This is a genomic window from Nocardia implantans (assembly GCF_035544775.1).
Lineage (GTDB): Bacteria > Actinomycetota > Actinomycetes > Mycobacteriales > Mycobacteriaceae > Nocardia > Nocardia implantans.
Genome location: NZ_JAYKYQ010000004.1, coordinates 451893 through 474522, shown reverse-complemented (window position 1 = coordinate 474522; position 22630 = coordinate 451893). Strand labels below are relative to the sequence as shown.

21 protein-coding genes are annotated in these 22630 nt (G+C 70.3%); 6 read left to right on the top strand and 15 right to left on the bottom strand.

What is annotated here, in order from left to right; translation table 11 throughout:
- Positions 1-103: 103 nt before the first annotated feature.
- A complete protein-coding gene (locus U3653_RS12755) occupies positions 104-1861 on the bottom strand; it encodes a proline--tRNA ligase (RefSeq protein ID WP_195078786.1) in 1758 nt (585 codons plus the stop codon).
- A gap of 58 nt (positions 1862-1919) precedes the next feature.
- On the opposite strand from U3653_RS12755, the gene yaaA reads away from it, so the two are divergent.
- Complete coding sequence (gene yaaA / locus U3653_RS12750; RefSeq protein WP_195078785.1) at positions 1920-2663, top strand: peroxide stress protein YaaA; 744 nt, start codon at positions 1920-1922, stop codon at positions 2661-2663.
- A gap of 85 nt (positions 2664-2748) precedes the next feature.
- Here yaaA and U3653_RS12745 read toward each other — a convergent pair whose 3' ends face one another.
- A complete protein-coding gene (locus tag U3653_RS12745; RefSeq protein WP_195078784.1) occupies positions 2749-2928 on the bottom strand; it encodes a nitroreductase/quinone reductase family protein in 180 nt (59 codons plus the stop codon).
- On the opposite strand from U3653_RS12745, the gene U3653_RS12740 reads away from it, so the two are divergent.
- Positions 2927-3523 carry a PPOX class F420-dependent oxidoreductase gene (locus U3653_RS12740; RefSeq protein WP_323124226.1) on the top strand — a complete coding sequence of 199 codons (597 nt, stop codon included), beginning with the start codon at positions 2927-2929 and terminating at the stop codon, positions 3521-3523. The genes U3653_RS12745 and U3653_RS12740 overlap by 2 nt on opposite strands.
- 78 nt (positions 3524-3601) lie before the next feature.
- Here U3653_RS12740 and U3653_RS12735 read toward each other — a convergent pair whose 3' ends face one another.
- Positions 3602-5068: an MFS transporter gene (locus U3653_RS12735; RefSeq protein WP_195078783.1), complete on the bottom strand. Its 1467-nt coding sequence runs from the start codon at positions 5066-5068 to the stop codon at positions 3602-3604.
- A gap of 516 nt (positions 5069-5584) precedes the next feature.
- The gene (gene cobA / locus U3653_RS12730) at positions 5585-6859 is read right to left on the bottom strand and encodes a uroporphyrinogen-III C-methyltransferase (protein ID WP_195078782.1); all 1275 of its coding nucleotides are present in this window, start codon (positions 6857-6859) and stop codon (positions 5585-5587) included.
- Between the two features lie 163 nt (positions 6860-7022).
- Between cobA and U3653_RS12725 the strand changes: the two genes are divergently transcribed.
- Positions 7023-7466, top strand: a complete 444-nt coding sequence (locus U3653_RS12725; protein WP_195078945.1) for a nucleoside deaminase — start codon at positions 7023-7025, stop codon at positions 7464-7466.
- A 9-nt stretch (positions 7467-7475) separates the two neighbouring features.
- On the opposite strand, the gene U3653_RS12720 is transcribed toward U3653_RS12725, so the two are convergent.
- Positions 7476-8831: a DoxX family protein gene (locus U3653_RS12720; protein WP_195078781.1), complete on the bottom strand. Its 1356-nt coding sequence runs from the start codon at positions 8829-8831 to the stop codon at positions 7476-7478.
- 67 nt (positions 8832-8898) lie between these two features.
- A complete protein-coding gene (locus tag U3653_RS12715) occupies positions 8899-10257 on the bottom strand; it encodes a DoxX family protein (protein WP_323124225.1) in 1359 nt (452 codons plus the stop codon).
- A gap of 225 nt (positions 10258-10482) precedes the next feature.
- Between U3653_RS12715 and U3653_RS12710 the strand changes: the two genes are divergently transcribed.
- Both U3653_RS12710 and U3653_RS12705 read left to right on the top strand, forming a co-directional pair.
- The gene (locus U3653_RS12710) at positions 10483-11613 is read left to right on the top strand and encodes a phosphotransferase family protein (protein WP_195078780.1); all 1131 of its coding nucleotides are present in this window, start codon (positions 10483-10485) and stop codon (positions 11611-11613) included.
- A gap of 2 nt (positions 11614-11615) precedes the next feature.
- Complete coding sequence (locus U3653_RS12705) at positions 11616-12713, top strand: Rv3169 family protein (RefSeq protein WP_195078779.1); 1098 nt, start codon at positions 11616-11618, stop codon at positions 12711-12713.
- A 225-nt stretch (positions 12714-12938) separates the two neighbouring features.
- On the opposite strand, the gene U3653_RS12700 is transcribed toward U3653_RS12705, so the two are convergent.
- The 6 genes from U3653_RS12700 to mqo all read right to left on the bottom strand — a co-directional run bounded on the left by U3653_RS12700 (position 12939) and on the right by mqo (position 19918).
- Positions 12939-13307 (bottom strand): cobalamin biosynthesis protein, encoded by a 369-nt coding sequence (locus U3653_RS12700; RefSeq protein WP_195078778.1) that lies wholly within the window; start codon positions 13305-13307, stop codon positions 12939-12941.
- Positions 13294-14826 (bottom strand): cobyrinic acid a,c-diamide synthase CobB, encoded by a 1533-nt coding sequence (locus tag U3653_RS12695; RefSeq protein ID WP_195078777.1) that lies wholly within the window; start codon positions 14824-14826, stop codon positions 13294-13296. Before U3653_RS12695 ends, U3653_RS12700 begins: the two co-directional genes overlap by 14 nt.
- Positions 14827-14905: 79 nt before the next feature.
- On the bottom strand, positions 14906-15520 hold the full coding sequence (cobO, locus tag U3653_RS12690; protein ID WP_195078776.1) for a cob(I)yrinic acid a,c-diamide adenosyltransferase: 615 nt from the start codon (positions 15518-15520) through the stop codon (positions 14906-14908).
- 256 nt (positions 15521-15776) lie between these two features.
- Positions 15777-17789, bottom strand: a complete 2013-nt coding sequence (locus tag U3653_RS12685) for a magnesium chelatase subunit D family protein (RefSeq protein ID WP_195078943.1) — start codon at positions 17787-17789, stop codon at positions 15777-15779.
- Between the two features lie 139 nt (positions 17790-17928).
- On the bottom strand, positions 17929-18384 hold the full coding sequence (locus tag U3653_RS12680) for a GNAT family N-acetyltransferase (protein WP_195078775.1): 456 nt from the start codon (positions 18382-18384) through the stop codon (positions 17929-17931).
- A gap of 19 nt (positions 18385-18403) precedes the next feature.
- A complete protein-coding gene (gene mqo / locus U3653_RS12675) occupies positions 18404-19918 on the bottom strand; it encodes a malate dehydrogenase (quinone) (RefSeq protein WP_195078774.1) in 1515 nt (504 codons plus the stop codon).
- A 296-nt stretch (positions 19919-20214) separates the two neighbouring features.
- Between mqo and U3653_RS12670 the strand changes: the two genes are divergently transcribed.
- On the top strand, positions 20215-21276 hold the full coding sequence (locus U3653_RS12670) for an alpha/beta hydrolase (RefSeq protein WP_195078773.1): 1062 nt from the start codon (positions 20215-20217) through the stop codon (positions 21274-21276).
- On the opposite strand, the gene U3653_RS12665 is transcribed toward U3653_RS12670, so the two are convergent.
- The 3 genes from U3653_RS12665 to U3653_RS12655 are packed head-to-tail and all read right to left on the bottom strand — an operon-like array spanning position 21256 to position 22549.
- Positions 21256-21819, bottom strand: coding sequence for an alpha/beta hydrolase (locus tag U3653_RS12665; RefSeq protein WP_195078772.1), 564 nt, complete (start codon positions 21817-21819; stop codon positions 21256-21258). The genes U3653_RS12670 and U3653_RS12665 overlap by 21 nt on opposite strands.
- 53 nt (positions 21820-21872) lie before the next feature.
- On the bottom strand, positions 21873-22265 hold the full coding sequence (locus U3653_RS12660; protein WP_039799424.1) for a type II toxin-antitoxin system VapC family toxin: 393 nt from the start codon (positions 22263-22265) through the stop codon (positions 21873-21875).
- A complete protein-coding gene (locus U3653_RS12655; RefSeq protein ID WP_228826967.1) occupies positions 22262-22549 on the bottom strand; it encodes an AbrB/MazE/SpoVT family DNA-binding domain-containing protein in 288 nt (95 codons plus the stop codon). The genes U3653_RS12660 and U3653_RS12655 overlap by 4 nt, the downstream gene beginning before the upstream one ends.
- Positions 22550-22630: the final 81 nt, after the last annotated feature.

The following is a 22630-nucleotide window of genomic DNA, read 5'->3' as shown; positions in this document are numbered from 1 at the left end:
GCGTAGGTGTCCGCCGTTCCGTCGCGCGAGCACAGCCCAGGCCACGCGAGCCCGTTGCGAACGGCCCCCGGCGGATTCCGTCGGGGGCCGTTCGGGAAGCAGCTCAGCCGCGCACCTTGGCCACCACCGCGTCCACCGCGGAGGCGGCGGGAAGTTCCTCGGTCTCGCCGGTGAAACGGTCGCGCAGTTCGACCTTGCCCTCGGCCCAGCCCCGGCCGATCACCAGCACCAGCGGCATACCGAGCAGCTCGGCGTCTTTGAACTTCACCCCCGGCGAGGCGGTGCGGTCGTCGAAGAGCACGTCCAAACCCTGCGCGTGCAGGCCGGACACCACTTCTTCGGCGCCGGCGCGGGCCGCGTCGTCCTTGTTCGCGATGACGACGTGCACGTCGTAGGGCGCGACCGCCGCGGGCCAGCGCAGCCCCTTGTCGTCGTGCTGCTGCTCGGCGATCACCGCGACCATGCGCGAGACGCCGATGCCGTAGGAGCCCATGGTCAGCCGCACCGGCTTGCCGTTCTCGCCGAGCACGTCCACCTCGAACGCGTCGGTGTACTTGTTGCCGAGCTGGAAGATGTGGCCGATCTCGATGCCGCGCGCCGCCACCAGGGCGCCGCGCCCGTCGGGCGAGGGATCGCCGTCGCGGACCTCGGCCGCCTCGATGGTGCCGTCGGGGGTGAAGTCGCGGCCCGCGACCAGGCCGACGACGTGCTTGCCAGGCTCGTCGGCGCCGGTGATCCAGCTGGTGCCGGTGCCGACACGGGGATCGACCAGGTAGCGAACGCCGTTGGCCTGCAGTGCCTTCGGGCCGATATAGCCCTTGACCAGGAACGGGTTCTCGGCGAAGTCGGCGTCGGTGAGCAGTTCCACCTCGGCCGGTTCGACCGAGGCGCCGAGGCGCTTGTCGTCGACCTCGCGGTCACCGGGGACGCCGATGCCGACGATCTCGGTCTTGCCGTCCGGGTGGCGCAGTTTGACCATCACGTTCTTCAACGTGTCGGCCGCGGTGACCGGGCGGCCGTAGCGCTCGGCGATGCCCGCGCTGTTGGCCCAGTCCACCAGCGTCGCGATGGTCGGGGTGTCGGGGGTATCGTGCACGACGGCCTCGGGCTGCCCTTCGATCGGCAGCGGTTCGGGCGCGGGCGTGACCACCGCCTCCACATTGGCCGCGTAGCCGGACTCCGGGCAGCGCACGTAGGTGTCCTCGCCGACGGGGCTGTCGGCCAGGAACTCCTCCGAGGCGCTGCCGCCCATCGCGCCCGAGGTGGCGGCCACGATGACGTACTTGACCCGCAGCCGGTCGAAGATGCGCTGGTAGGCCTGGCGGTGCGCGTGGTAGCTGGCCTTCAGGCCGTCCTCGTCCAGGTCGAAGGAGTAGGAGTCCTTCATCACGAACTCGCGCCCGCGCAGGATGCCCGCGCGGGGACGTTCCTCGTCGCGGTACTTGGTCTGGATCTGGTAGAGCGTGACCGGCAGGTCCTTGTAGGAGCTGTACTCGCCCTTCACGGTGAGCGCGAACAGCTCCTCGTGGGTGGGGCCGAGCAGGTAATCCGCGCCCTTGCGGTCGCGCAGCCGGAACAGGCCGTCGCCGTACTCGGTCCACCGGTTGGTGGTCTCGTACGGTTCGCGTGGCAGCAGCGCGGGCAGGGAGATCTCCTGCGCGCCGATCGCGTCCATCTCCGCGCGCACCACGTCCTCCACCTTGCGCAGCACGCGCAGGCCCAGCGGCAGCCACGAGTAGACACCCGGGGCGACGCGGCGCACATAGCCGGCACGGACCAAGAGTTTGTGGCTGGGCACCTCCGCATCGGCGGGATCGTCGCGGAGAGTGCGCAGGAACAGGCGGGAGAGGCGGGTGATCACGGATGCACAGGGTAGTCGCTGGCCGAACGCTGGTCCCAGCGCATTACCGTATTCGTTCGTGCTGGTGCTGCTGCCTCCCTCCGAAACCAAGTCCGACGGCGGCTCCGGGGCGCCGCTCGCGCTGGACGCACTGGCGATGCCGCAGCTCACGGCGGTGCGTGCCCGGCTGATCGAGGAAGTCGTTCGGTTGGCGGCCGACCCGGAACGCTCCCGCGCCGCGCTCGGCCTCGGCAAGGGCGCCGACGGCGAGATCGCCCGCAACGCCGCGCTGCGCACCGCTCCGACGCGTCCCGCGCTGGAGCGCTACACCGGCGTCCTCTACGACGCGCTCGACGCGCGCTCGTTCACCAAGGCGCAGCGGGCCAAGGCGTACGCCCGGCTCGGCATCGGCTCCGCGCTGTTCGGCGCGGTCCGCGCGAGTGACCCGATTCCCGCCTACCGCCTGTCCGGCGGCTCGAAACTGCCCGGACTGCCGACGCTTTCGGCCGTCTGGCGCGACGAGTTGCCCGCGGCGCTGCACGCTGAGGCGTCGGGCGAACTCGTCGTCGACCTGCGCTCGGGCACCTATCAGCAGCTCGGGCGGGTGCCCGGCGCGATCACCGCCAACGTGCTGACCGAACATCCGGACGGGTCACGGACGGTGGTGAGTCATTTCAACAAGCACCACAAGGGTCTGCTGGCGCGCGCGCTCGTGCTCAGCAGAGCCGAACCGGCCGATGTGCGCGGCGTCGCGCGGGTGGCGGCCAAAGCGGGGTTGCGAGCCGAGATCGCTTCGCCGACGGAGCTTTTGATCATCACCTGAGCGCATCCGGCTGTTCCGTGGTGCGGGGCGAGTTCGGCCCGATTCGTGCCTTCGGCTCACGAGCACCTGGCGCCGTCGAGCCGTGTCAGTTGTCGTGCGCGGTCAACAGGACAAGAGGGATACGGCGGGTCGTTCGCTTCTGGTAGGTCTCGTAGCCGGGGTAGGCCGCGACAACCTCCGCCCACCGCCGCCCGCGTTCGGCCGCGGTGAGGACGTGCCGGGGGGCCCGGCTGATCAACACGGTCGCGGGCGCGCGTGGCGACATGGTCGTCGTGCACAACACCTTCCGCAGGCACTTCCGCGCTCTGCCCGAACGCGCGCACCGCGAGGCGGCCGGATTCGCCGCCGCCCGATCCTTCGGTCCGCGACCGGCTCGACAGAGTTCTTCGGCGGCGTGCGCGGAGCCGACGGGAATGCCGTGCGGCGCCGCGTTGTTCGCTCAGAACGTGACCAGCATCGCAGAGCTCTCCGACGACCTGAAGAAGTACCTGGACGAAGAAAAGGTCTTCGCCACCGCGGCCACGATCGGCCCCAACGGGCAACCGCATCTGACGGTGATCTGGCTGAAGCGCGACGGCGACGACCTGCTCTTCTCCACCACGACCGATCGCCAGCAGGGCAAGAACCTGGCGCGCGACCCGCGCATCACCGTGCTGATCAACCCGCCGGACAACCCGTACGTCTACGCGGAGATCCGGGGCAGCGCGACCATCACGCCCGACCCGGAGAAGACGCTGCCCGACGAGCTCTCGGCGAAGTACACCGGACAGAAGTACGCGGACTTCAACCCCGCGTCGGTCAACGACGGGCCACGCGTCATCGTGCGGGTGACACCCCGGCGCGTAGTGGGCAGGTTCTGAGTCCGCGTCGGCGACCTCGACCACGTCTTCCAAGCCCATGAGGAGGCCGCGAAAACGCCGCGACGAACAAGCGGCGAATCAAACGCTCCCTTGCTGCGCTTCCTCTTGGGCGTGCTGGGCCATGGCCAGTTGCTGGGGGGTGAAGCGCAGAGTCAGGGCGACCAGTCCGGCCGCGAACGCGACGAGGGCGCAGACGAACAGCACCAGGGTGTAGCCGTTGCCGAGCGCGGCGATCTCCGCGGGCGTCATCCCGGCCACCTTCTCGGTGCGGCCCCCGAGCGAAAGGGTCCGTGAGGCCGCGATCGGGGTGAGCAGGCCGATGGCCACCGGCGTGGCCAGGTTCATGAACATCTGCCCGACCGCGGCCAGCGGCCCGATATTGGCCGGTGGCACGCCGACCAGCACGCACAATGGTGCGAGCACCATGGCGATGCCGACGCCCAGGCCGATCACCACCAGCAGCGGCAGCAGCGTGGCGAAGTACATGACCTCGCCGTCGAGAGTCGAGCCGAACAGCAGTCCGACGCCGAGCACCGCGGCCGCGCCCGCGAGCAGCCAGCGCGGCGCGATGTACAGCGCCGCCTTGGAGGCCACCGCGCCGCCGATGCCGATGCCGACGGTGAACGGGATCGCCGCGACGCCCGCCTTGAGCGGCCCGTACCCGATGACGTTCTGCATGAACTGCGCGACGAAGAAGGTCATCGCGCCCAGCACGCCGCCGGCCAGGAAGATCAGCAGGAAGGTGGCGACGCGGTCGCGGCTGTCGAACAGCGACCACGGCAGCAGCGGGTCGTCCACCCGCCGCTCCAGCGCCACGAAGACGATCAGCAGCACCACGCCCGCGATCAGCGAACCGATGATCGCCGGGTGCCCCCATCCCATCTCCGGCCCTTCGGTGGCGCCGAACACGATCGAGGCGCAGGCGATGGTGCCGAGCACCGCGCCGGGCAGGTCGAGGGCCGAACGGTGATGTTCGGTGTCGGCCAGCTTGTAGGCCGCGCCGAGGATGATCAGCGCGCCGATCGGGACGTTGATCAGGAAGATCCACCGCCAGGACAGCTGGGTCAGCGCGCCGCCGACCACGAGTCCGCCGACCGAGCCGATGCCGACCATCGAGCCGACGATCGCGATCGCCTGATTGCGTGCCTTGCCCGGCGCGAAGGTCGTCGCCACCAGCGCGAACGCGGTGGGCGCTGCGACAGCGGCGCCGGCGCCCTGGAACGCGCGCGCCGCGAGCAGCATCGCCTGGTTCTGCGCCAAGCCGCACAACAGCGAGGCCAGGGTGAACAGCGCGACGCCGACCACGAGCATGCGCTTGCGGCCGAACGCGTCGCCGAGCCTGCCGCCGAGCAGCATCAGGCCCGCGAAGGTGAGCCCGTAGGACGTCACCGTCCACGCGCTGCCCGCGCTGGACAACCCCATCTCCTCCTGCAGCCGCGGCAGCGCGAAGATCACGACCGTGCCGTCGAGCACGACCATGAGCTGCAGTCCGCTCAGGACTAGGATCGCGAGCCCGAAGGCCCGCTGCGTCACTGGATACTGCATCGTCGCAGCGGGGTTCCGAAGCACAGTGAGTCACTGTAATTGATGCCGCTGCCGCATTTGTCCACCCACCGGCCCGGTCGGACCGGTGACGGGGAGCTGTCCCGACCATCCGGCCGGGTCAGGCCGGCGCCGGCTGCTCACCGCGTGGAGCGCCTCCGAGACGTCCGCCCCACTCTGCCCGGCGGTCGAGGCGGAAAGGCATGACGCGGCGCGGACGACGCGGCGGAGGTCGGCGATGCTGCCTGGTCCGACGCCGACAGCCGACCGTCCGTGACACGCGGGCCGAAGGGCGGGCGACTCGCCCGCTCCGCTCCCCCACTCGTCGGCTGAGCGATCTGCTGCGAAGTCGAATGCCAACGGCCCGCGCACTCGGCGAACGGCCACCGTCACGGGTGCCGAGGCGACCTGACAGGCGGGGTTGCGTGCACCACCGTCCGCTCGGATTCGGATCACGCGGCAGCGGCAGCGGCAGCGGCAGCGGCAGCGGCAGCGGCAGCGGCAGCGGCAGCGGTGAGGCTAACCCGCCGCGGAGTCGGCGTGCGGAACGATCGCGTCGGCGGAGAATCCGGCGGTCGGGCCGATCACCACGATCGCGGGTGGGCGGATACCCTCGGCGCGCACCCTGGCGGCCACCGTGCCGAGATCGGCGCGCAGCACGCGCTGCGTGCGCAGCGTGCCCTCCTGGATGACGGTGGCGGGCGTTCCCGCCGGGCGGCCGCCCTCCAGCAGCGCCGTGGCGAACTGCTCGATCCGCTCCACCGCCATCATCAGCACCAACGTGCCGCGCAGCCGGGCCAGCGCGGGCCAGTCCACCAGCGAGTCCGGGTGGTCCGGCGCGACATGCCCGCTCACCACCACGAACTCGTGGGTGACGCCGCGGTGGGTCACGGGGATACCCGCGGCCGCGGGCACCGAGATGGGACTGGTGACGCCGGGCACCACCGTCACCGGAACCCCGGCGGCCACGCACGCCTCCAGTTCCTCGTAGCCGCGCCCGAACACGTACGGGTCGCCGCCCTTGAGCCGCACCACGAACTTGCCCGCTTTCGCGCCTTCGATCAGCGCGTTGTTGATCGCTTCCTGCGCCATCGCCCGCCCGTACGGGATCTTGGCGGCGTCGACCACCTCGACCTCGGGCCCGAGTTCGGCGAGCAGTTCCGGCGGCGCGAGCCGGTCGGCCACCACCAGATCCGCCCTGGCCAGCAGCCGTCGTCCGCGCACGGTGATCAGGTCGGGATCACCCGGTCCGCCGCCGACCAAGGCGACGCCTGGCGCGATCGGCGTCGAGTCGTCACTCACCACTCCGGATTGCAGAGCTTCCAGCACCGCGTTGCGCACGGCCGCCGAGCGCCGGTGCTGTCCGCTCGCGAGCACGCCGAGGGTCAGCCCGTCGTAGCGCGCGGTGGCGGGGGTGACCGCGGTGCCCAGCCGAGCCGTATCGGCACGCACGCAGAAGATCCGCCGCCGGGTCGCCTCGGCCACCACCGCCGCGTTGGTCTCCGGCTCGTCGGTGCACGCGATCGCGTACCAGGCGCCGTCGAGGTCGCCGTCGGCGTAATCGCGCAGCGTGACGGTGATCTGCCCGGAACTCGCCATCCCCTCGACCGCGGGCGTGACGGCACGACTCACCACGTGGACGTCCGCGCCGGAGGCGATCAGCAGGCCCAGCCTGCGCTGCGCCACCGACCCGCCGCCGACCACGACGACACGCCGGCCGTGCAGATCGAGCCCGACCAGGTAGTTCGGGTCGCCGGTGGGCTGGTCTTGCGTTGCGTCTGACGTGTTCGGCACAAGTTTCGAGCCTACGGCGTGACCGCCGGACCCCGGCAATCGACCGGCGCGGGCGGGGCCTACGGCGCGAGTGGCGAGCGATCCGGCAGCTCACGGCGGTAGGTTGCGGTGGAGTCGTCCAGCTCGGAAAGGCGGAGCGATGAAGCAGCTGACACCGGCACGACTGCTCGACGTGGCCTACGACGAAGCGCTGCGCGGACTCGCCGAAGGTGGGATCCCGATCGGCGCCGCCCTCTTCGACGCGAACGGCGCGGTGCTCGGCCGCGGCCGCAACCGCCGGGTGCAGTCCGGCGATCCCAGCGTGCACGCCGAGACCGACGCCTTCCGCGCGGCGGGACGACGGCGCGACTACCGCGACACCATCATGGTCACCACGCTCTCGCCGTGCTGGTATTGCAGCGGCCTGGTGCGCCAGTTCGGCATCGGCTCGGTGGTGGTCGGTGAGTCGCTGACGTTCTCCGGCGGGCACGAGTGGCTCGCCGGCCACGGCGTCGCCGTCACCGTCCTGGAGGACCGGCGCTGCATCGACCTGATGACCCGCTTCATCGCCGAGCATCCCGCGCTGTGGCACGAGGACATCGGGTTCGCCGACGACCTCGAGGCTTGACCGGGCGGCTCAGCGGAAATACGGATATTCCTGCACCCAATGGAACCCGCGGCCGCGCACGGGGAAATCATCGAGCGCGACCGAGGTCAGTGCCACCGAGACCGGCTGCCCGGCGAGGGTGCCCGTCAGAGTCAGCCGGTCGGGTGCCGGCCGGTCGAAGCCGAAACTGCCCAGCGGTTGCGGCCCCGCGCCTGCGGCCGCGGGCGGCGCGGCCATGACCACGGTGCGCGCGTCGGGATCGACCATGGCGAGCACCGGTACCAGCTGGCCGTCCATTCGTTGCACCGTGACGCCGTCCCGATCGAAAACTATTCTCTGCCAACGTAATCCGTCGGTTGTCAACGGGGGCAGCGTTTTGCCGTCCACGCTGAAGTCGGTGACCGCCCAGATGCCGTACAGCGGAGGTTCCGGCCGCCCCGCGCCCTGCTCGTTCCACCTCTCCCAGCCGGTGTAGGCGTTCGAGAACACCAGCCACACACCGAGCGCGATCTGCATCACGGCCGCGATGCGGTCGGCCCGGGGCGAGCGCAGCAACGGCGGCGCCGTGGACGGTCCGGTGGGCCGGTCGAGTACGAGCACGTTCGCCAGACGGCCCGCCTCCGGGGCGAGCAGCACCAGGCACAGCAGCATCAGGTGGAACGACAGGATCTTGGCGGGCACGTCGTAGGTCATGTCCAGCACGAACACCTGCGTCGTGCACACCAAGGCGAGCAGCGCGCCCACCAGTGCGGTGCGCGGCACGAACAGCAGTACGCCCGCGAGCAGTTCCGCGCAGCCCAGCAGGATCTCGTACTGCGGCGACACCCCGATGTGGTTCCAGAGCACCGCCATCGGACTGAAATTCCCGTAAGGCTCGAGCAGCCGGCTCAGCGGGGTCGGCGGCATCTGGGTCGGGATGGCTTTGGCCATGCCGTAGGCGATCATCTGCCCGGCCAGGCACAAGCGCACGAACAGCAGCAACCACGGCTGCAAGGCCCGGTAGTGCGGCCGCCGCCGGTCCAGCGCACTCCAGACGACGGTGCCGAGCACCGCCACTACCAGGACGACGAACACCAGCACCCAGAAGTAGGCCTGGTCGCCGCTGATCGAGGCCGTGTTCGCCGCGACGGACGCCCCGAACACCCGCGTCCCGGTCCCTTCGATCACCGGGCGCAGCGCACGGGCGGCACCGGAGTTCACCCAGTCCGGCAGCCCTTCGCGCGCCGATCCGAGGAACTCCGGGACGATCGACGGATAGACCAGGCAGAACAGCCCGAAATACAGGAAACCGAAGCGGAAGGCCACCCGCGTCGTCGCGCGCCAGGGCCGGGGTTGCGGCGCTTCCTCGTCCGCGGCGTCTGTCCGTTCGAGGATCGCTTCGGTCACGGCGGTCCCTCCAGTCCCAGTCGATGCAGACCGAAGGTATCCAAAAGCACCGTTGGCGTTGGCGATTTCAGCGGAAGTACGGATATTCCTGCACGAAGTGGAAGCCTCGGCCGCGCAGCGGGAAGGAGTTCAGGTCCATCCGGTCGAGCGACAAGGTCACCGGTGTTCCGTTCAGCTCGCCCGTCAGCGCCAGCGCCTCGGGTCCGGGCTGGGTGAAGGTGAAAGCTCCGAGACGGGCGGGTGGTGCGCCCGCCGACGGCGCGGCCTCCGACAGCACGATGGTGTGCGCCGCCTCGTCGACCACCGCGACGACGGGCACGAAGGAGTCGTCCATCGTCTGCACCGTCGTCCCGCTGCGATCGATGATCAGCCGCTGCCAGCGGCCCTCGTCGGTGCGCAGCGGCGGAGCCGGATGCCCGTCCCTGGTGAACTCGCCGACGGTCCAGATGCCGTAGAGCGGCGGCTTCGGCGCGCCGTCACCCGACTCCTGCCAGGCTTGCCAGCCGATGTACACCCCACCGATCAGCACCCACAGACCCAGCGCCACTTGCGCCCCTGCCGCGATCCGGTTCGCGCGGCGGGAACCGAACAGCGGCGGCTGCGCGGCGGGTTCGGACGGACGTTCCAGCACCAGGACGTTCGCCAGCCGCCCGGCCTGCGGCGCCAGCACCACCAGCGACAGCAGCAGCAAGTGGAACGAGAGGATCTTCACCGGCACGTCGTAGGTCATGTTCAGCACGAAGACCTGCGCCATGCTCACCAGGCTGAGCAACGCGCCCGCCGTCGCGGTGCGCGGCAGGAACAGCAGCAGGCCGCCGAGCACTTCGGCCGTGCCGAGCAGGATCTCGTACGCCGGGGCGGCGCCGACCTGGTTCCACAGCACCGACGCCGGGCTCATCGTCCCGTACGGTTGCAGCAGCGCGGTCAGCGACGGCGCGGGCATCTGCGACGGAATCGCCTTGGCCAGGCCGTAGAAGAGCATCTGGCCGCCCAGGCACAGCCGGACGAACACCAGGAACCAGCTGAGCAGTGCCGCGTAGTCGCGGCGACGGCGATCGAGGACCGACCACACGATCGTGATCAGCGCCGCCGCGACCAGTTCACAGAAGATCAGCACCCAGATCGCGGCCTGATCGCCGCTGCCGGAATCCTCGTGCAAGACGGCTTCGACCCCGAAGAGATGGTCGCCGACCCAGCCGACCAGCGGGCCCGTCGCGCGCATCTGCCAGATGACCGCGTCCTCCGGCAGCCACTTGCTCAGTATTCCGGTGAAAACGAAGAGGATCTGCGCGAACAGCAGGCAGAACAGGCCGAAATAGGCGAAGGCGAAGCGGAACGCGATCCGGGCCGGCAGGCCCCACGGCCGCCGCTCGGCGCCGTCCCGCGCCTCACCGCTGGCCACCACATCCATTTCGACGGTATTCACACCGCTCCCCTCGCCGGCCGACACATTGGTCAGCCGAACGTATCCGACCAGGTCATGGGATGACCTCCGGGAAAACCCTGGCTTTCCGGGTCCTTCTTTCGGCCTATGTGTCCGCCCGACCAGGCCGCACGGGATTCGTTCCCGGTTCCGGCCCGCCAATAACTAGAACGCGTTACAGTCGCGTATCCCGGGCGAACCCCGGCCGCACGTGTCAGGAGGACAACGATGACCGACGATCCGGACCCGGCACAGCGACATCAGCTGACCGTCAGCGAACGCGACCTCGACACGCTCGCCGGGGACCTGACGCGCTGGCTGCACACCAAAGTCGCCGCTGACGAACCGCCGCGCATCCACGATCTGTCGCGTCCGCAGTCCGGCGGCATGTCCAGCACCTCGATCCTGTTCGACGCCGAGTGGACCGCGGGCGGGCGGGCCGAGCGCGGGTCGTTCGTCGCGCGGATGGCGCCCGAGGCCGGATCGTTCCCTGTCTTCGAGACCTACGACCTGGCCACTCAGTACCAGGTGATGGCGGGTGTCGCCGCGGCCACCGACGTTCCGGTGCCGGGCCTGTGCTGGCTGGAGAACGACGAGAAGCCGCTCGGCGCACCGTTCTTCGTCATGCGCCGGGTGGACGGACGGGTGCCGACGGACAACCCGCCGTACGTGTTCATCGGCTGGCTGTTCGACGCCGATCCCGCCGAACGCCTCCGGCTCGCCCACAACACCGTCGAGGTGATCGCCAAGATCCACGGCATACCCGACCCCGCGGCGCTGTTCCCGATGCTGGACGGGCCGGGCGAATCGCTGCGCAGGCACGTCGCCGCGCAGCGCTCGTGGTACCGATGGGGGCTCGCCGACGACGGCTTCGAAATCCCCCTCATCGAGCGAAGTTTCGCGTGGCTGGAGCAGCACTGGCCCGCCGACCCCGGCCCGGACGTGCTCACCTGGGGCGACGCCCGTCCCGGCAACATCATCTACCGCGAATTCGACCCGGTGGCGGTGCTGGACTGGGAGATGGCCGCGCTCGGTCCGCGGGAACTCGACCTGGGCTGGGTGATCTTCATCCACCGGTTCTTCCAGGACCTGGCCACCCGCTTCGGTCAGCCCGGACTGCCCGACTTCCTGCGCCGCGACGACGTGGTGTCCGAATACGAAGAACTGACCGGCCATGCGGTGCGCGATCTCGATTTCTACATCGTGTACGCCGCGCTGCGCCACGCGATCGTGATGGCGCGGGTGAAGCGCAGGATGATCCACTTCGGCGAGGACACCGACACGCCGGATCGCGACGACTACGTCATGCACCGGGCAAGCCTGGAAGCGCTGCTCGACGGAACCTACGAATGGGACTGATCATGCCTGTGCCCTTGGACGAATACCCGATCCACCAGACCCCGTTGTCACTGGCCCGGGTGGCCAGTAGTGACCGGAACTTCTACGACCGCAGCTACTTCAACGCCCACGACCGCGACGGCGGAACGTTCCTGATCACCGGACTCGGCGTGTACCCGAATCTCGGGGTGACCGACGCCTACGCCGCGGTCCGTCGCGGCGACACGGTGCGCGCGGTGCGCTTCTCCGACGCGCTCGGCGACCGCAGCCTGGACCAGCGCGTCGGCGGCTACCGCGTCGAGGTGCTGGAGCCGCTGCACCGCATCCGAGTGGTCTGCGAGCACGACGATCTGGGCTTCGATCTGACCTGGACCGGGGCGTTTCCCGCCGTGCAGGAACAACCGCACCTCATCCTCGCGGGCAACCGGCCGATCATCGACGCGTCCCGCTTCGCGCAGGTCGGCTCGTGGGCCGGAACGCTGCGCGTGGACGGCGACGACGTCGCGGTCGACCCGGCGGTGTGGACCGGAACCAGGGACCGGTCGTGGGGCATCCGCCCGGTCGGCGAGACCGAACCGCCCGGCCGCGCGGCCGCCGAACCCTCGGGCGGATTCTGGTGGCTGTACGTGCCGCTGCGGTTCGACGATTTCGCCGTCGTCGTCATCGTGCAGGAGCAGCCGGACGGCAGGCGCACGCTCAACGACGCGACCAGGATCTGGCCCGACGGACGCACCGAACAGCTCGGCTGGCCCCGCATCTCCATCGACTACCGTTCCGGCACAAGAGTTCCCGTCGGTGCGCGACTCGAGCTGACCACGCCGGACGGCAAGCCCCTGGAGATCGAGATCACGCCGGGCACTGGCGTTCCCCTGCACGTCGGGTGCGGCTACGGCGGCGATCCCGACTGGCAGCACGGCCAGTGGAAGGGGCGCGACTGGTCGTCCTCGAGCCGCTACGACCTCACCGATCCCGGGATCGTCGCCCGCATCCCCTACGGGGTGACCGATCACGTCGCCCGCGCCCGCTGCGGCGACGCCGAAGGCTGGGGCCTGTTCGAGCACGCCAGCATCGGCCGCCACGACCCGACCGGCTTCGCCGACTGGGGCTCGGTCGCGCCCTGAGACAACCACCGTCGCGTTCCCCGGGTGGTCACTGCCGGTTGTTGGTGGGGGAATACCTGGTGGCGAAGAGCAGGCGGTGGGCGCCGCACAGTCGCGTCGCAGTAGGCCCGCAACGACGCCCAGGCGGGCGTGGCAGGCGGGCAGCGACATCCACGCGGTCGCAGCGATCGGGAACGGCACCCACGCGGTCGCGGCGATCGGGCGAATGTCCTCGGCAACCGGGCGCTACGGCGCGAACAACGCCGCCGCGAGCACCACGCCGTGCACGACGCGTTTGGGCAGCACCAGCGGCCCGCCGTCGGCGGCGAGCAGGGCAGCGGCCTCCGCGACGCTTGCCGTGCCGACGGCCGAGCGCGTCCGGTCGCCGGGGTTGGGGACGGTGACCGACGCCAGTTCGTCGGCGGAGTAGGCGCGCAGCGGTACCTGGAGGTCGGCGGCGACGGCGCGCAGGCCGGGTTCCGTGGCGCGCTGCGCGATGGTGGCCAGGCACACGATCCGGTGGTCGCCCACACCCTCGCGCAAGGCGGCGCTGATCGTGCGGGCCGAGGTGCGTGGTCGCAGGCCGATGCCGACGACGACCTCAGCCGACGGCACGGGAACTCGCGAACCGCGTCGCGGCGGCGACGAATCGCCGCACCGCCGCGGGATTCCCCGCCGGATGGGTGTGCAAGTACGACGCGTGCACGTTGCCGCTCGACGCCCCTTCCTGGACTCGCTCCCCCGCGCTGCCACGCCATCCCCACACCGGATCGCGCGGCGGCGCCGACACCAGACGGGTGCGGTGGAACTCGTGCCCGCGGACCCGCTCGCCGACGCGCCACAGCGGCGAGTCGGTCAGCGCGACGGCGTCCCGGTAGCCGAGGGTCAAGCGCGAGCCGAACTCCGCGTCGGCGTCCACCACTCCGGCCATCGGGTGCCCGTCCAGTGATCGGGTCAGATACAGCAACCCGGCGCACTCGGCGTGCATCGGCATCCCGTGCCGGGCGGCTTCGGCCACCGCCCGCAACAGGCCGGAATTGGCGGCCAGTTCTGCGGCATGCTCCTCAGGGAAACCACCGGGCAACACCAATGCCGCTGTTCCGGTAGGCAATCCGTCGTGCAGCGGATCGAACACGGCCACCCGCGCCCCTGCGGCAACCAGTAGCTCGCGATGCTCGGCATAGCCGAACGTGAACGCTGGGCCACCGGCCATGGCGACCAGGGGACCCTGCCCATCGGCGGGCTCGACGGCAATCGCGCCGTCCGCGCTTCCGCCGGCGCTCGAGGCGTCGCCGGGCTCGGTCGAGACGCACAAGTCCTCATCACCGTCGACCGTCGAGGTACCCGAGTCACCGACTCCGCCAACAGAACTCGCAGCAGATGCTCCTTCGAGCCCACGCACGGCCGCGTCGGGATCCCACGCCGGTCCCGTCACCGACGAGCGGGCGAGTGCCGCGACGGCATGCAGGTCCACATGCGCGGCCACGAGGTCCGTCATCGCCGCGACCGCCGCCGTGGCGGCCGGACCGTGTTCCACGGCCGGGATCAGACCGAGATGCCGGGACGGCACCTCCAGTTCGGCCAAACGCGGCAACGACCCGAGCACCGGCAACCCGACGCGATCGCAGGCGGCGCGCAGCACCTGCTCGTGCCGTTCGCTGCCCACCCGGTTGAGGATCACCCCGCCGAGCCGGACCCCGCTGTCGAAGGTGGCGAATCCGTGCAGCAGCGCCGCCAAACTCTGGCTGTGCCCCCGCGCGTCCACCACCAGCACCACCGGAGCCCCGAGCAGAGCCGCGACCTGCGCGGTCGAGCCCTCCGCCACCGGACCCGAATGATGTTCGTCGATCCGCCCGTCGAACAACCCCATCACGCCTTCGACCACGGCGAGATCGCATTCCGCGACACCGTGCCGGTACAGCGGCACCACCCGCTCCGCCCCCACCAGCACCGGATCCAGATTCCGCCCCGGCCGCCCCGCCGCCAACCCGTGATACCCAGGATCGATGTAATCGGGCCCCACCTTGAACGGCGCCACCCGATGCCCCACCCTCCGCAATGCCCCCACCAACCCGGTCGCCACCGTCGTCTTCCCGCTTCCCGACGCCGGCGCCGCCACCACAACGGCCCTCATCCGCGCCCCCGCGTCGCGAGCGGCACACCATCGTGCGGGCCTCTCGCGATTCGCCGCAGCCATGTGCCGCTCGCGGACATCACCATTCGATGCCTCGCTGGCCTTTGCGGCCCGCGTCCATGGGGTGTTTGAGTTTGGCCATCTCGGTGACGAGGTCGGCGGCGTCGAGGAGGGGTTGGGGGGCGTCGCGGCCGGTGATGACGATGTGCTGGTTACCCGGGCGGGTACGGAGGGTTTCGACTACTTCGGCCGTGTCGACCCAGCCCCATTTGAGGGGGTAGGTGAATTCGTCGAGGACGTAGAAGCGGTGCTGTTCGGCTTTCAAGCGGCGGGCGATCTCCTGCCAGCCCGCCAGCGCGGCCGCCGCGTGGTCTTCTTCCGTGCCCTGCTTGCGGGTCCAGGACCAGCCCTCGCCCATCTTGTGCCATTCGACCGGCCCGCCCGCGCCGGTCTGCTCGTGCAGCGCGCCGAGCGCGCGGAAGGCGGCTTCCTCCCCGACCTTCCACTTGGCGCTCTTGACGAATTGGAACACCGCGACCTCGAAACCTTGGTTCCAGGCCCGCAGCGCCATACCGAACGCGGCCGTCGACTTGCCCTTGCCCGGCCCCGTGTGCACCGCCAGCACCGGTTGGTTGCGCCGCTGCCGCGTGGTCAGCCCGTCGTCGGGAACGGTCTCGGGAACACCCTTGGGCATCGAATCTCCTTGCTCGTCTTCGGATCACTCCGACCTATGGCGCGTCCACGCCGACAACCACGACCTTCCGCAACCCGACCTGCGCGGGTCGGCACGGAACGCCCCCACCGGGCGGCCGCCGTATGCTCGCGCCGCCGACCGCACGGGCGCCGTGTGGCCGGCGGCGCCAACCAGACGAGCACCGTGTGCTCGCGCCGCCAACCAGACAGGGGCCGCACGCCCGCGCCGCCAACCACGCGTGTGCCGTAAGTCGTTCTCACGCCGCGCGCGACGTGCCGCTGGGGCCCGCGGCACTCGATCGGACGACGTCGGCGACCGAATCGCCGGTCAGCTCGGCCAACCGCAGATATCCTCCGCGCAGTTCGCGAGCCAGATCCGCGGCGAGACCGAGCCGGATTATGCCGCGTTCGCAGTCGACGACGATCGAGGTGACCGCGTCCCTGGCCAGCGAGCGGGCCGCGGCACGGGCGCGCGGAACCGGGTCGGCGCCGCCGGTGGCGCGACCGTCGGTGAGCAGCACCAGCATGGGCCTGCGCCGGGGATCACGCACACGCTCGCGCAGCACCACCTCGCGCGCCTTCAGCAGGCCCGCCGCCAGCGGCGTCTTCCCGCCCGTGCGCATCCCCGACAGCCGGCGCACCGCGATGTCGACCGACGACGTGGGCGGCAGCACGAGTTCGGCCTCCGCACCGCGCACGCTCACGACGGCGACCTTGTCCCGGCGCTGGTAGGCATCGCGCAGCAGCGTGACCACCGCACCGGTGACCGCGGACAAACGGTCGCGGGCGGCCATGGAACCGGACGCGTCGACGACGAACACCACCAGATTCCCCTCGCGGCCCTCCCGGTACGCCCCGCGGAGGTCCTCGGCGGCCAGCCGCAGCGGCCCCGCGTCCCGCCCGCGCGCCCGCTGTTTCGGCGCGGCCGCCAGCACGGTGCCGAGCAGATGCAGCCCGGATGAGGTGTCGGTGCTGGAACGCACCACTCGTCCGTGCCGGGATTCCGCGCGAGAGCGGCGTCCCGGGGCGCCCTCGCCGACACCGGGAACCTCCCAGCGCGGTGTCCGCGCGCCGGCGGAAATCGGTGTGCCGGTGTGCCCTTCGCCCGAACGCCCGCCACCCGGACCTTCCGGCGGCGACGGGTCTTCGGGGCCGTCGGTCGGCGTGGGATCGTCGGGGCCGTCGTCGGAAGACTCCCGCCTTTCCGCTACCGCATCGTCCGTCTCCAAGGCATCCTGCGGAGGAGACGACGGCTGCTCGCGTTGCGCCTCCGCGGCGGCGTCGCGCATGGCGTCGTCGAGCTGTTGCTCGCTGATGCCCGGCTCGTCGAACGGATCGCGCCTGCGGCGGTGCGGCAGCGCCAGTTCGGCGGCCACCCGCACATCGTCCTCGGTCACCGCGTCGGCGCCGCGCCAGGCGGCATGCGCCGTTGCGGTGCGCGCCACGACCAGATCGGCGCGCATCCCGTCGACGTCGAACGCGGCGCACAGCGCGGCGATCCGGCGCAGCTCCACATCGTCGAGCGCCACCTGCCCCAGCCGGTCACGGGCGGCGAGGATGCGCTCGGCCACCGCGCGGTCGGCCTCGGCGTATCGTGCGGCGAATCCGGACGGGTCGGCCTCGTAGTCCAGCCTGCGGCGCACCACCGCCATGCGCACGTCCACATTCCGCGATGCGGCCACGTCCACGGTCAGGCCGAACCGGTCCAGCAACTGCGGACGCAGCTCGCCCTCCTCCGGATTCATGGTGCCGACCAGCACGAATCGCGCGGGATGCGAGTGCGACACGCCGTCGCGCTCGATGTGCACCCGGCCCATCGCCGCGGCGTCGAGCAGCACGTCCACCAGATGGTCGTGCAGTAGGTTGACCTCGTCGACGTACAGCACACCGTGATGGGCCGCGGCCAGCAGACCGGGACGAAACGCCTGCTCCCCGTCGCGCAGCACCCGCTCCAGGTCCAGCGAGCCGACCACGCGGTCCTCGGTCGCGCCTACCGGAAGCTCCACCAGGCGAGCGGGGCGCGCGCCGGTCTCGTCCACCACCGGCGGCAGCAGCTGTGCCAGCGCGCGCACCACGGTCGACTTCGCGGTGCCCTTCTCGCCACGCACCAGCACGCCGCCGATACCGGGATGCACCGCGCACAGGATCAGCGCCAGTTGCAGCCGTTCCTGCCCGACCACCGCCGAGAACGGGAATCCCGCCTCACCGTCCGAACCCGGACGAGTACGGCGATGCTGTTCGGACGTCGGCGCTGTTTCGGCACGGGACAAGGACACGCCCCAACTCTAAGCACGCGACCTCACCCGACCGACACGGCCCTTCGATTCAGAACCGATGCGGACACACCCTCGAAGCGCCGCACCCGCCCCGGAGACTCCCGGAGCGGGTGCGATTGGCGGGTAGGAGGGGCTACTCGCCTCCCCTGCGCATGGGCACGTGGGGGATCCCGTCTTCCTCGAACTCCGGACCGTCGACCTTGAAGCCGTGCTTGGTGTACAGGTCGATCAGGTAGCTCTGGGCGCTCAGGCGCACCGTCGCGGAGCCGACCTCGGCCAGCGCCGCCTGCAGCAGTCGCGTGGTGTATCCGTGCCCGCGGGCGGGCGCCGCGGTGCACAGCCTGCCGATGCGGAAACTCTTCACACCGTCGTGGTGCTCCTCGCACAACCGCAGCGTGGCGATGACCTCGCCCTCGTCATCGAGCCAGAAGTGCCTGGTCTCGGGGAGCAGGTCCTTCCCGTCCAGTTCGGGGTACGCGCACTTCTGTTCGACGACGAAGACTTCGACGCGAAGTTTCAACAGCTGGTAGAGCGTCGCGGTATCGAGATCCTGCGCCCAGGAGCGTTTGAGAGCAACCGTTGACATCATCGCGCCTTGCTATCACAACCTAGGCGTTCGCCGCGACCCCTGCACGTCTCGGCGTGTTGTCGCCGCCGTCGACGAGGTTGAGCGCCTTGGAGGTCCACTCCCACACTTCGTGGAACAACGCCGGGTCGTCGGAGAGCTTCACGCCCAGCGAGGGCACCATCTCCTTCAGCTTCGGCGTCCACGCGGCGTACTCCTGCGGGAAGCACCGCTGCAGCACGTCCAGCATGGCGGTGACGCAGGTGGAGGCGCCCGGGGAAGCGCCGAGAAGACCGGCGATCGTGCCGTCCTGCGCGGCGATCACGGCGGTGCCGAACTCGAGCACGCCGCCGACGCCCTTGCGGCGGATCACCTGCACGCGCTGGCCCGCGGTGATCAGCTCCCAGTCCCTTGCCTCGGCGCGCGGGATGAACTCCGACAGCGTGACCACCTTGCCCGCCTGCGACTTCAGCAGCTCGCTGACCAGGTACTTGGTCAGGCCGAGCTCGGTGACGCCGACGCCGAGCAGCGAGAAGATGTTGTTCGGCCGCACCGACTTGAACAGGTCGGTGTTCTTGCCATCCTTGAGGAACTTCGGCGTCCAGCCCGCGTACGGGCCGAACAGCAGGCCGGGCTTGCCCTTGATGACGCGAGTGTCCAAGTGCGGCACCGACATCGGCGGAGCGCCGACCGCGGCCTTGCCGTACACCTTGGCCTCGTGCTGGTCGATCAGCGCCGGGTTGACGCAGCGGAAGAACTGACCGCTCACCGGGAAGCCGCCGAAGCCCTTCGCCTCCTTGATGCCCGCCTTCTGCAGCAGCGGCAGCGCGCCGCCGCCCGCGCCGACGAAGACGAACCTGCTGATCAGCTTGCGGGTCTCCCGGGTGCGCAGGTTGCGGACCGTGACCACCCAGGATCCGTCGGACTGCTTGGCCAGATCGCGCACCTCGTGCCCGAAGGCCAGGTCGGCCCCGGACGCGCCGAGGTAGGCGAGCAGTTCCTGGGTGAGCGAGCCGAAGTCGATGTCGGTGCCGCCGTCGGTCCAGTTCAGCGCGATCGGGTCGGAGAAGTCGCGGCCGCGCGCCATCAGCGGCAGGCGGCGGGAGAACTCGTCGGGGCTGTCGATGTACTCCATGCCCTCGAACAGCGGGTGCGGCGCCAGCGCCTCGTACCGCTTGCGCAGGTACTCCACGTTGTCGGCGCCGTGCACGAAGCTGACGTGCGGGATGGGGTTGATGAACGCGGACGGATCACGCAGGATGCCGTTCTCCACGCCGTAGGACCAGAATTGCCGGGAGACCTGGAAACGCTCGTTGATGTCGACGGCCTTGGTGATGTCCACCGAGCCGTCGGGCGCCTGCGGGCTGTAGTTCAGCTCGCACAGCGCGGAGTGTCCGGTGCCAGCGTTGTTCCACGGATCGCTGCTCTCCGCCGCGGCGGCGTCGAGCCGCTCGAACAGGGAGATCGACCAGTCCGGCTGCAGCTGCCGCAGCAGCGCGCCGAGAGTGGCACTCATGATCCCGGCACCGATGAGTACTACATCGGTCTTTTCAGTCATGGCAGCGTTCGGCACGGGTAGATCGACTTCCTTGTCTGCGCGGGCCCACCGGGCGGGTGGACCAGCCTGGGCACGGTGTAGTTGTGGCTCGGTTCCGGCGTTCGCCGGCCCCGAACGGCATGGCGGGAGTTAGGTTACCCGTCGTTCACCTATGCCCAATTGTGCACCTCACCATGCCCCCATCCCGCAACGAACCTGCTGATTGTGCGGAATGCGACAGAGACGACCGTCACTTCGCCGGTCGGGCCGGCGGCTGCCGTCTGCCAGCGTTTGACACCGTCCAATAGATTGGTCGCGTGACGAACGAACAGTCGCTTGCCGAGCCGGTCGGCACCTCGCCGGATGGCGAAGGCTGGCGCCCCGACGTGCTGGGTCCGCACTATCAGCAGCGCACGCTGCCGCTTGGCCCCGATCCCGACGGCGAGGGCGAGGTGGTCGCCACGCTGGTGCGCTACGTGCCCTCCGGCGCCGTCGAGCAGACCGCCGGTGCGGTGCTCTACGTCCACGGTTTCACCGATTACTTCTTCCAGGAGCACCTCGCCGAGCACTTCGCCGCCCGCGGGTTCCAGTTCTACGCTCTCGACCTGCGCAAATGCGGTCGCTCGCTGCGCGAAGGACACACCCCGCACTATGTGACCGATCTCGCTTTCTACGACCGGGAGCTCGAGGAGTCGCTGCGGATCGTCCGCGCGGAGACCGGCGCTCCTGTCGTGCTCACCGCCCACTCCACCGGCGGCCTGGTCGTGCCGCTGTGGCTGGACCGGCTCAACCGCTCCCGGGGGACGGCCGCCGCGGGCATCACCGGCGTGGTGCTCAACAGCCCGTGGTTCGACCTGCAGGGCCCCTCCTACTACCGGACCGTCGGAACGCCGATCATCAAAGCGCTCGGCCGGTTCCGGAGGATGGTGCAACTGCCCGGCGGCAAGGTCAGCACCTACGGCGACAGCCTGCACCGGTCGGTGTCGGGCACGTGGGATTACAACCTGGACTGGAAGCCGTTGCACGGCTTCCCCGTCCGGTTCGGCTGGCTGCGCGCGATCCGCAACGGCCACGCGCGGCTGCACCAGGGCCTCGACATCGGGGTGCCCTCGCTGATCCTGCGCTCCCGGATGACCAAGTTCGCCAGGCGGTACGGTCCCGCCGTCGACGTGGCCGACGCGGTGCTCGACGTCAAGCAGATCCAGCGCTGGTCGGGCTGCCTGGGCGATCGCACCAACATGGTGCCGATCGACGGAGCCAAGCACGACGTGTTCCTGTCCGGCCCCGAAGCGCTGGCCCAGGCGTTCGGCGAGCTCGACAGCTGGCTCGACTGGCTCGCGGGCTACCAGGCCGCGACGTCACCAAAGGCTGGTGCGTAGCACGATCTCGGTGGCCAGCTCGTGGTCGGCTTCGGTGGCCACGTTGGTGACGTCGACCTCGACCACCCGGAATTCGCCGTAGACGAACCGCCCGGAGGTGTCGGCCACCGAGCGCGGCAGATTCTTGGTCACCAGAAGCGTGGTGGGCACCTCGACCGGGCCGGTGGCCGGGTCCGCGACCGTTCCGTCGGCGCCGGGCGTCGCCGGGTGGCCGCGATCGGCCACGACCAGGCTCTGGAAGCGGCCGAAGCCGCGTGCGCACGCCTGCCAGGCCAGCACCGCGCCCGCGCCGCATCCGGCCACGTTCACCCAGGGCAGTTTCAGCGCGTCGAGGATCGCGGTCACCCCGGTCGAGTCGAGGCCCTCGATCGATTCCACCGCGAAGGTGCGCAGATCCGAGGTGTGCAGGCGGGCGCACACCTGGTCGAAGACGTCCGCCGGCTCGCCCGCGTCGGGCAGCAGCAGCACGCTGTGCCGGGATTCCGGTCCGTCGATCCGCACGGTCCACGCCCGGTCACCCACCGTGATCTGCCGAGATTCCATGCCGATTCACGCTACACGGCTCGCGGGGCGGTGGCGGCGGGTCGGGGGCGGATTCAGGCGAGCAGGCGCATCCCGGCCCGCTCACCCGCGTTGTGATCGAAGGTGACGGTCAGCTCACACCCGGCCTCCTGGCCGAGTTGCTGAATCAGCGCGTCGGCGAAGTCCGCGCCGTCGGCGGCCCGGCGCAGCGCCTGGCGCACGGTGTCGGCGCGCTCGACCACGATCTCACTGGAGTCCAGCAGGCCGAGCAGCACGTCGGTGACGGCTTCGGGGTCCTGCTTGTAGCCGCGGCGCAGCACCCAGTGGATCTCGGCGAGCACGATCATGGTGACGTAGCCGGGTTTGCTCTCGCTGAGCCCGTCGATCACCTGATTGGCGCGGGCGGACTGCTCCGGGTCGTCCTGGGTGAGATAGCGGATCAGCACATTCGCGTCAAGGCCGATCATCGCGCCTTCCCTTCCACCACGTTGCCCGCGATGGCCTCGTTCATCTCCGCGAGGCCGATCGGCGAGCCGGACCAGCCGACGATGCCCTTCAGCGACTTGATCGTGCGCGTTTCGGGCACCAGTTCGTAGGTGCCGGTGGGCGTGGGAACGAAGGCGACCCGCACGCCGGTGCGCAGTCCCATCGCCACTCGCACGTCGATCGGGATGGTGATCTGCCCCTTGCTGGTCACCGTCGCCGACACCACATTGCCCCCTCGGCTGTTGGGTCTCTTCTCCGCCGCCATCATCCTCGCACCCGACCGCACTCGCTCGACCCAGCCTTACCTGGAGCCGAATTCCTTACTGCAAGGTAAGGCGCGGGGTGG

Bases quoted from the DNA above. Each gene is read 5' to 3' on its own strand.
- U3653_RS12740 (WP_323124226.1), top strand. From the start codon at position 2,927: ATGGTCGTCGTGCACAACACCTTCCGCAGGCACTTCCGCGCTCTGCCC.
- U3653_RS12745 (WP_195078784.1), bottom strand. From the start codon at position 2,928: ATGTCGCCACGCGCGCCCGCGACCGTGTTGATCAGCCGGGCCCCCCGG.
- U3653_RS12735 (WP_195078783.1), bottom strand. From the start codon at position 5,068: ATGCAGTATCCAGTGACGCAGCGGGCCTTCGGGCTCGCGATCCTAGTC.
- U3653_RS12710 (WP_195078780.1), top strand. From the start codon at position 10,483: ATGACCGACGATCCGGACCCGGCACAGCGACATCAGCTGACCGTCAGC.
- U3653_RS12705 (WP_195078779.1), top strand. From the start codon at position 11,616: ATGCCTGTGCCCTTGGACGAATACCCGATCCACCAGACCCCGTTGTCA.
- U3653_RS12695 (WP_195078777.1), bottom strand. From the start codon at position 14,826: ATGAGGGCCGTTGTGGTGGCGGCGCCGGCGTCGGGAAGCGGGAAGACG.
- cobO (WP_195078776.1), bottom strand. From the start codon at position 15,520: ATGCCCAAGGGTGTTCCCGAGACCGTTCCCGACGACGGGCTGACCACG.
- U3653_RS12680 (WP_195078775.1), bottom strand. From the start codon at position 18,384: ATGATGTCAACGGTTGCTCTCAAACGCTCCTGGGCGCAGGATCTCGAT.
- mqo (WP_195078774.1), bottom strand. From the start codon at position 19,918: ATGACTGAAAAGACCGATGTAGTACTCATCGGTGCCGGGATCATGAGT.
- U3653_RS12665 (WP_195078772.1), bottom strand. From the start codon at position 21,819: ATGGAATCTCGGCAGATCACGGTGGGTGACCGGGCGTGGACCGTGCGG.
- U3653_RS12660 (WP_039799424.1), bottom strand. From the start codon at position 22,265: ATGATCGGCCTTGACGCGAATGTGCTGATCCGCTATCTCACCCAGGAC.
- U3653_RS12655 (WP_228826967.1), bottom strand. From the start codon at position 22,549: ATGGCGGCGGAGAAGAGACCCAACAGCCGAGGGGGCAATGTGGTGTCG.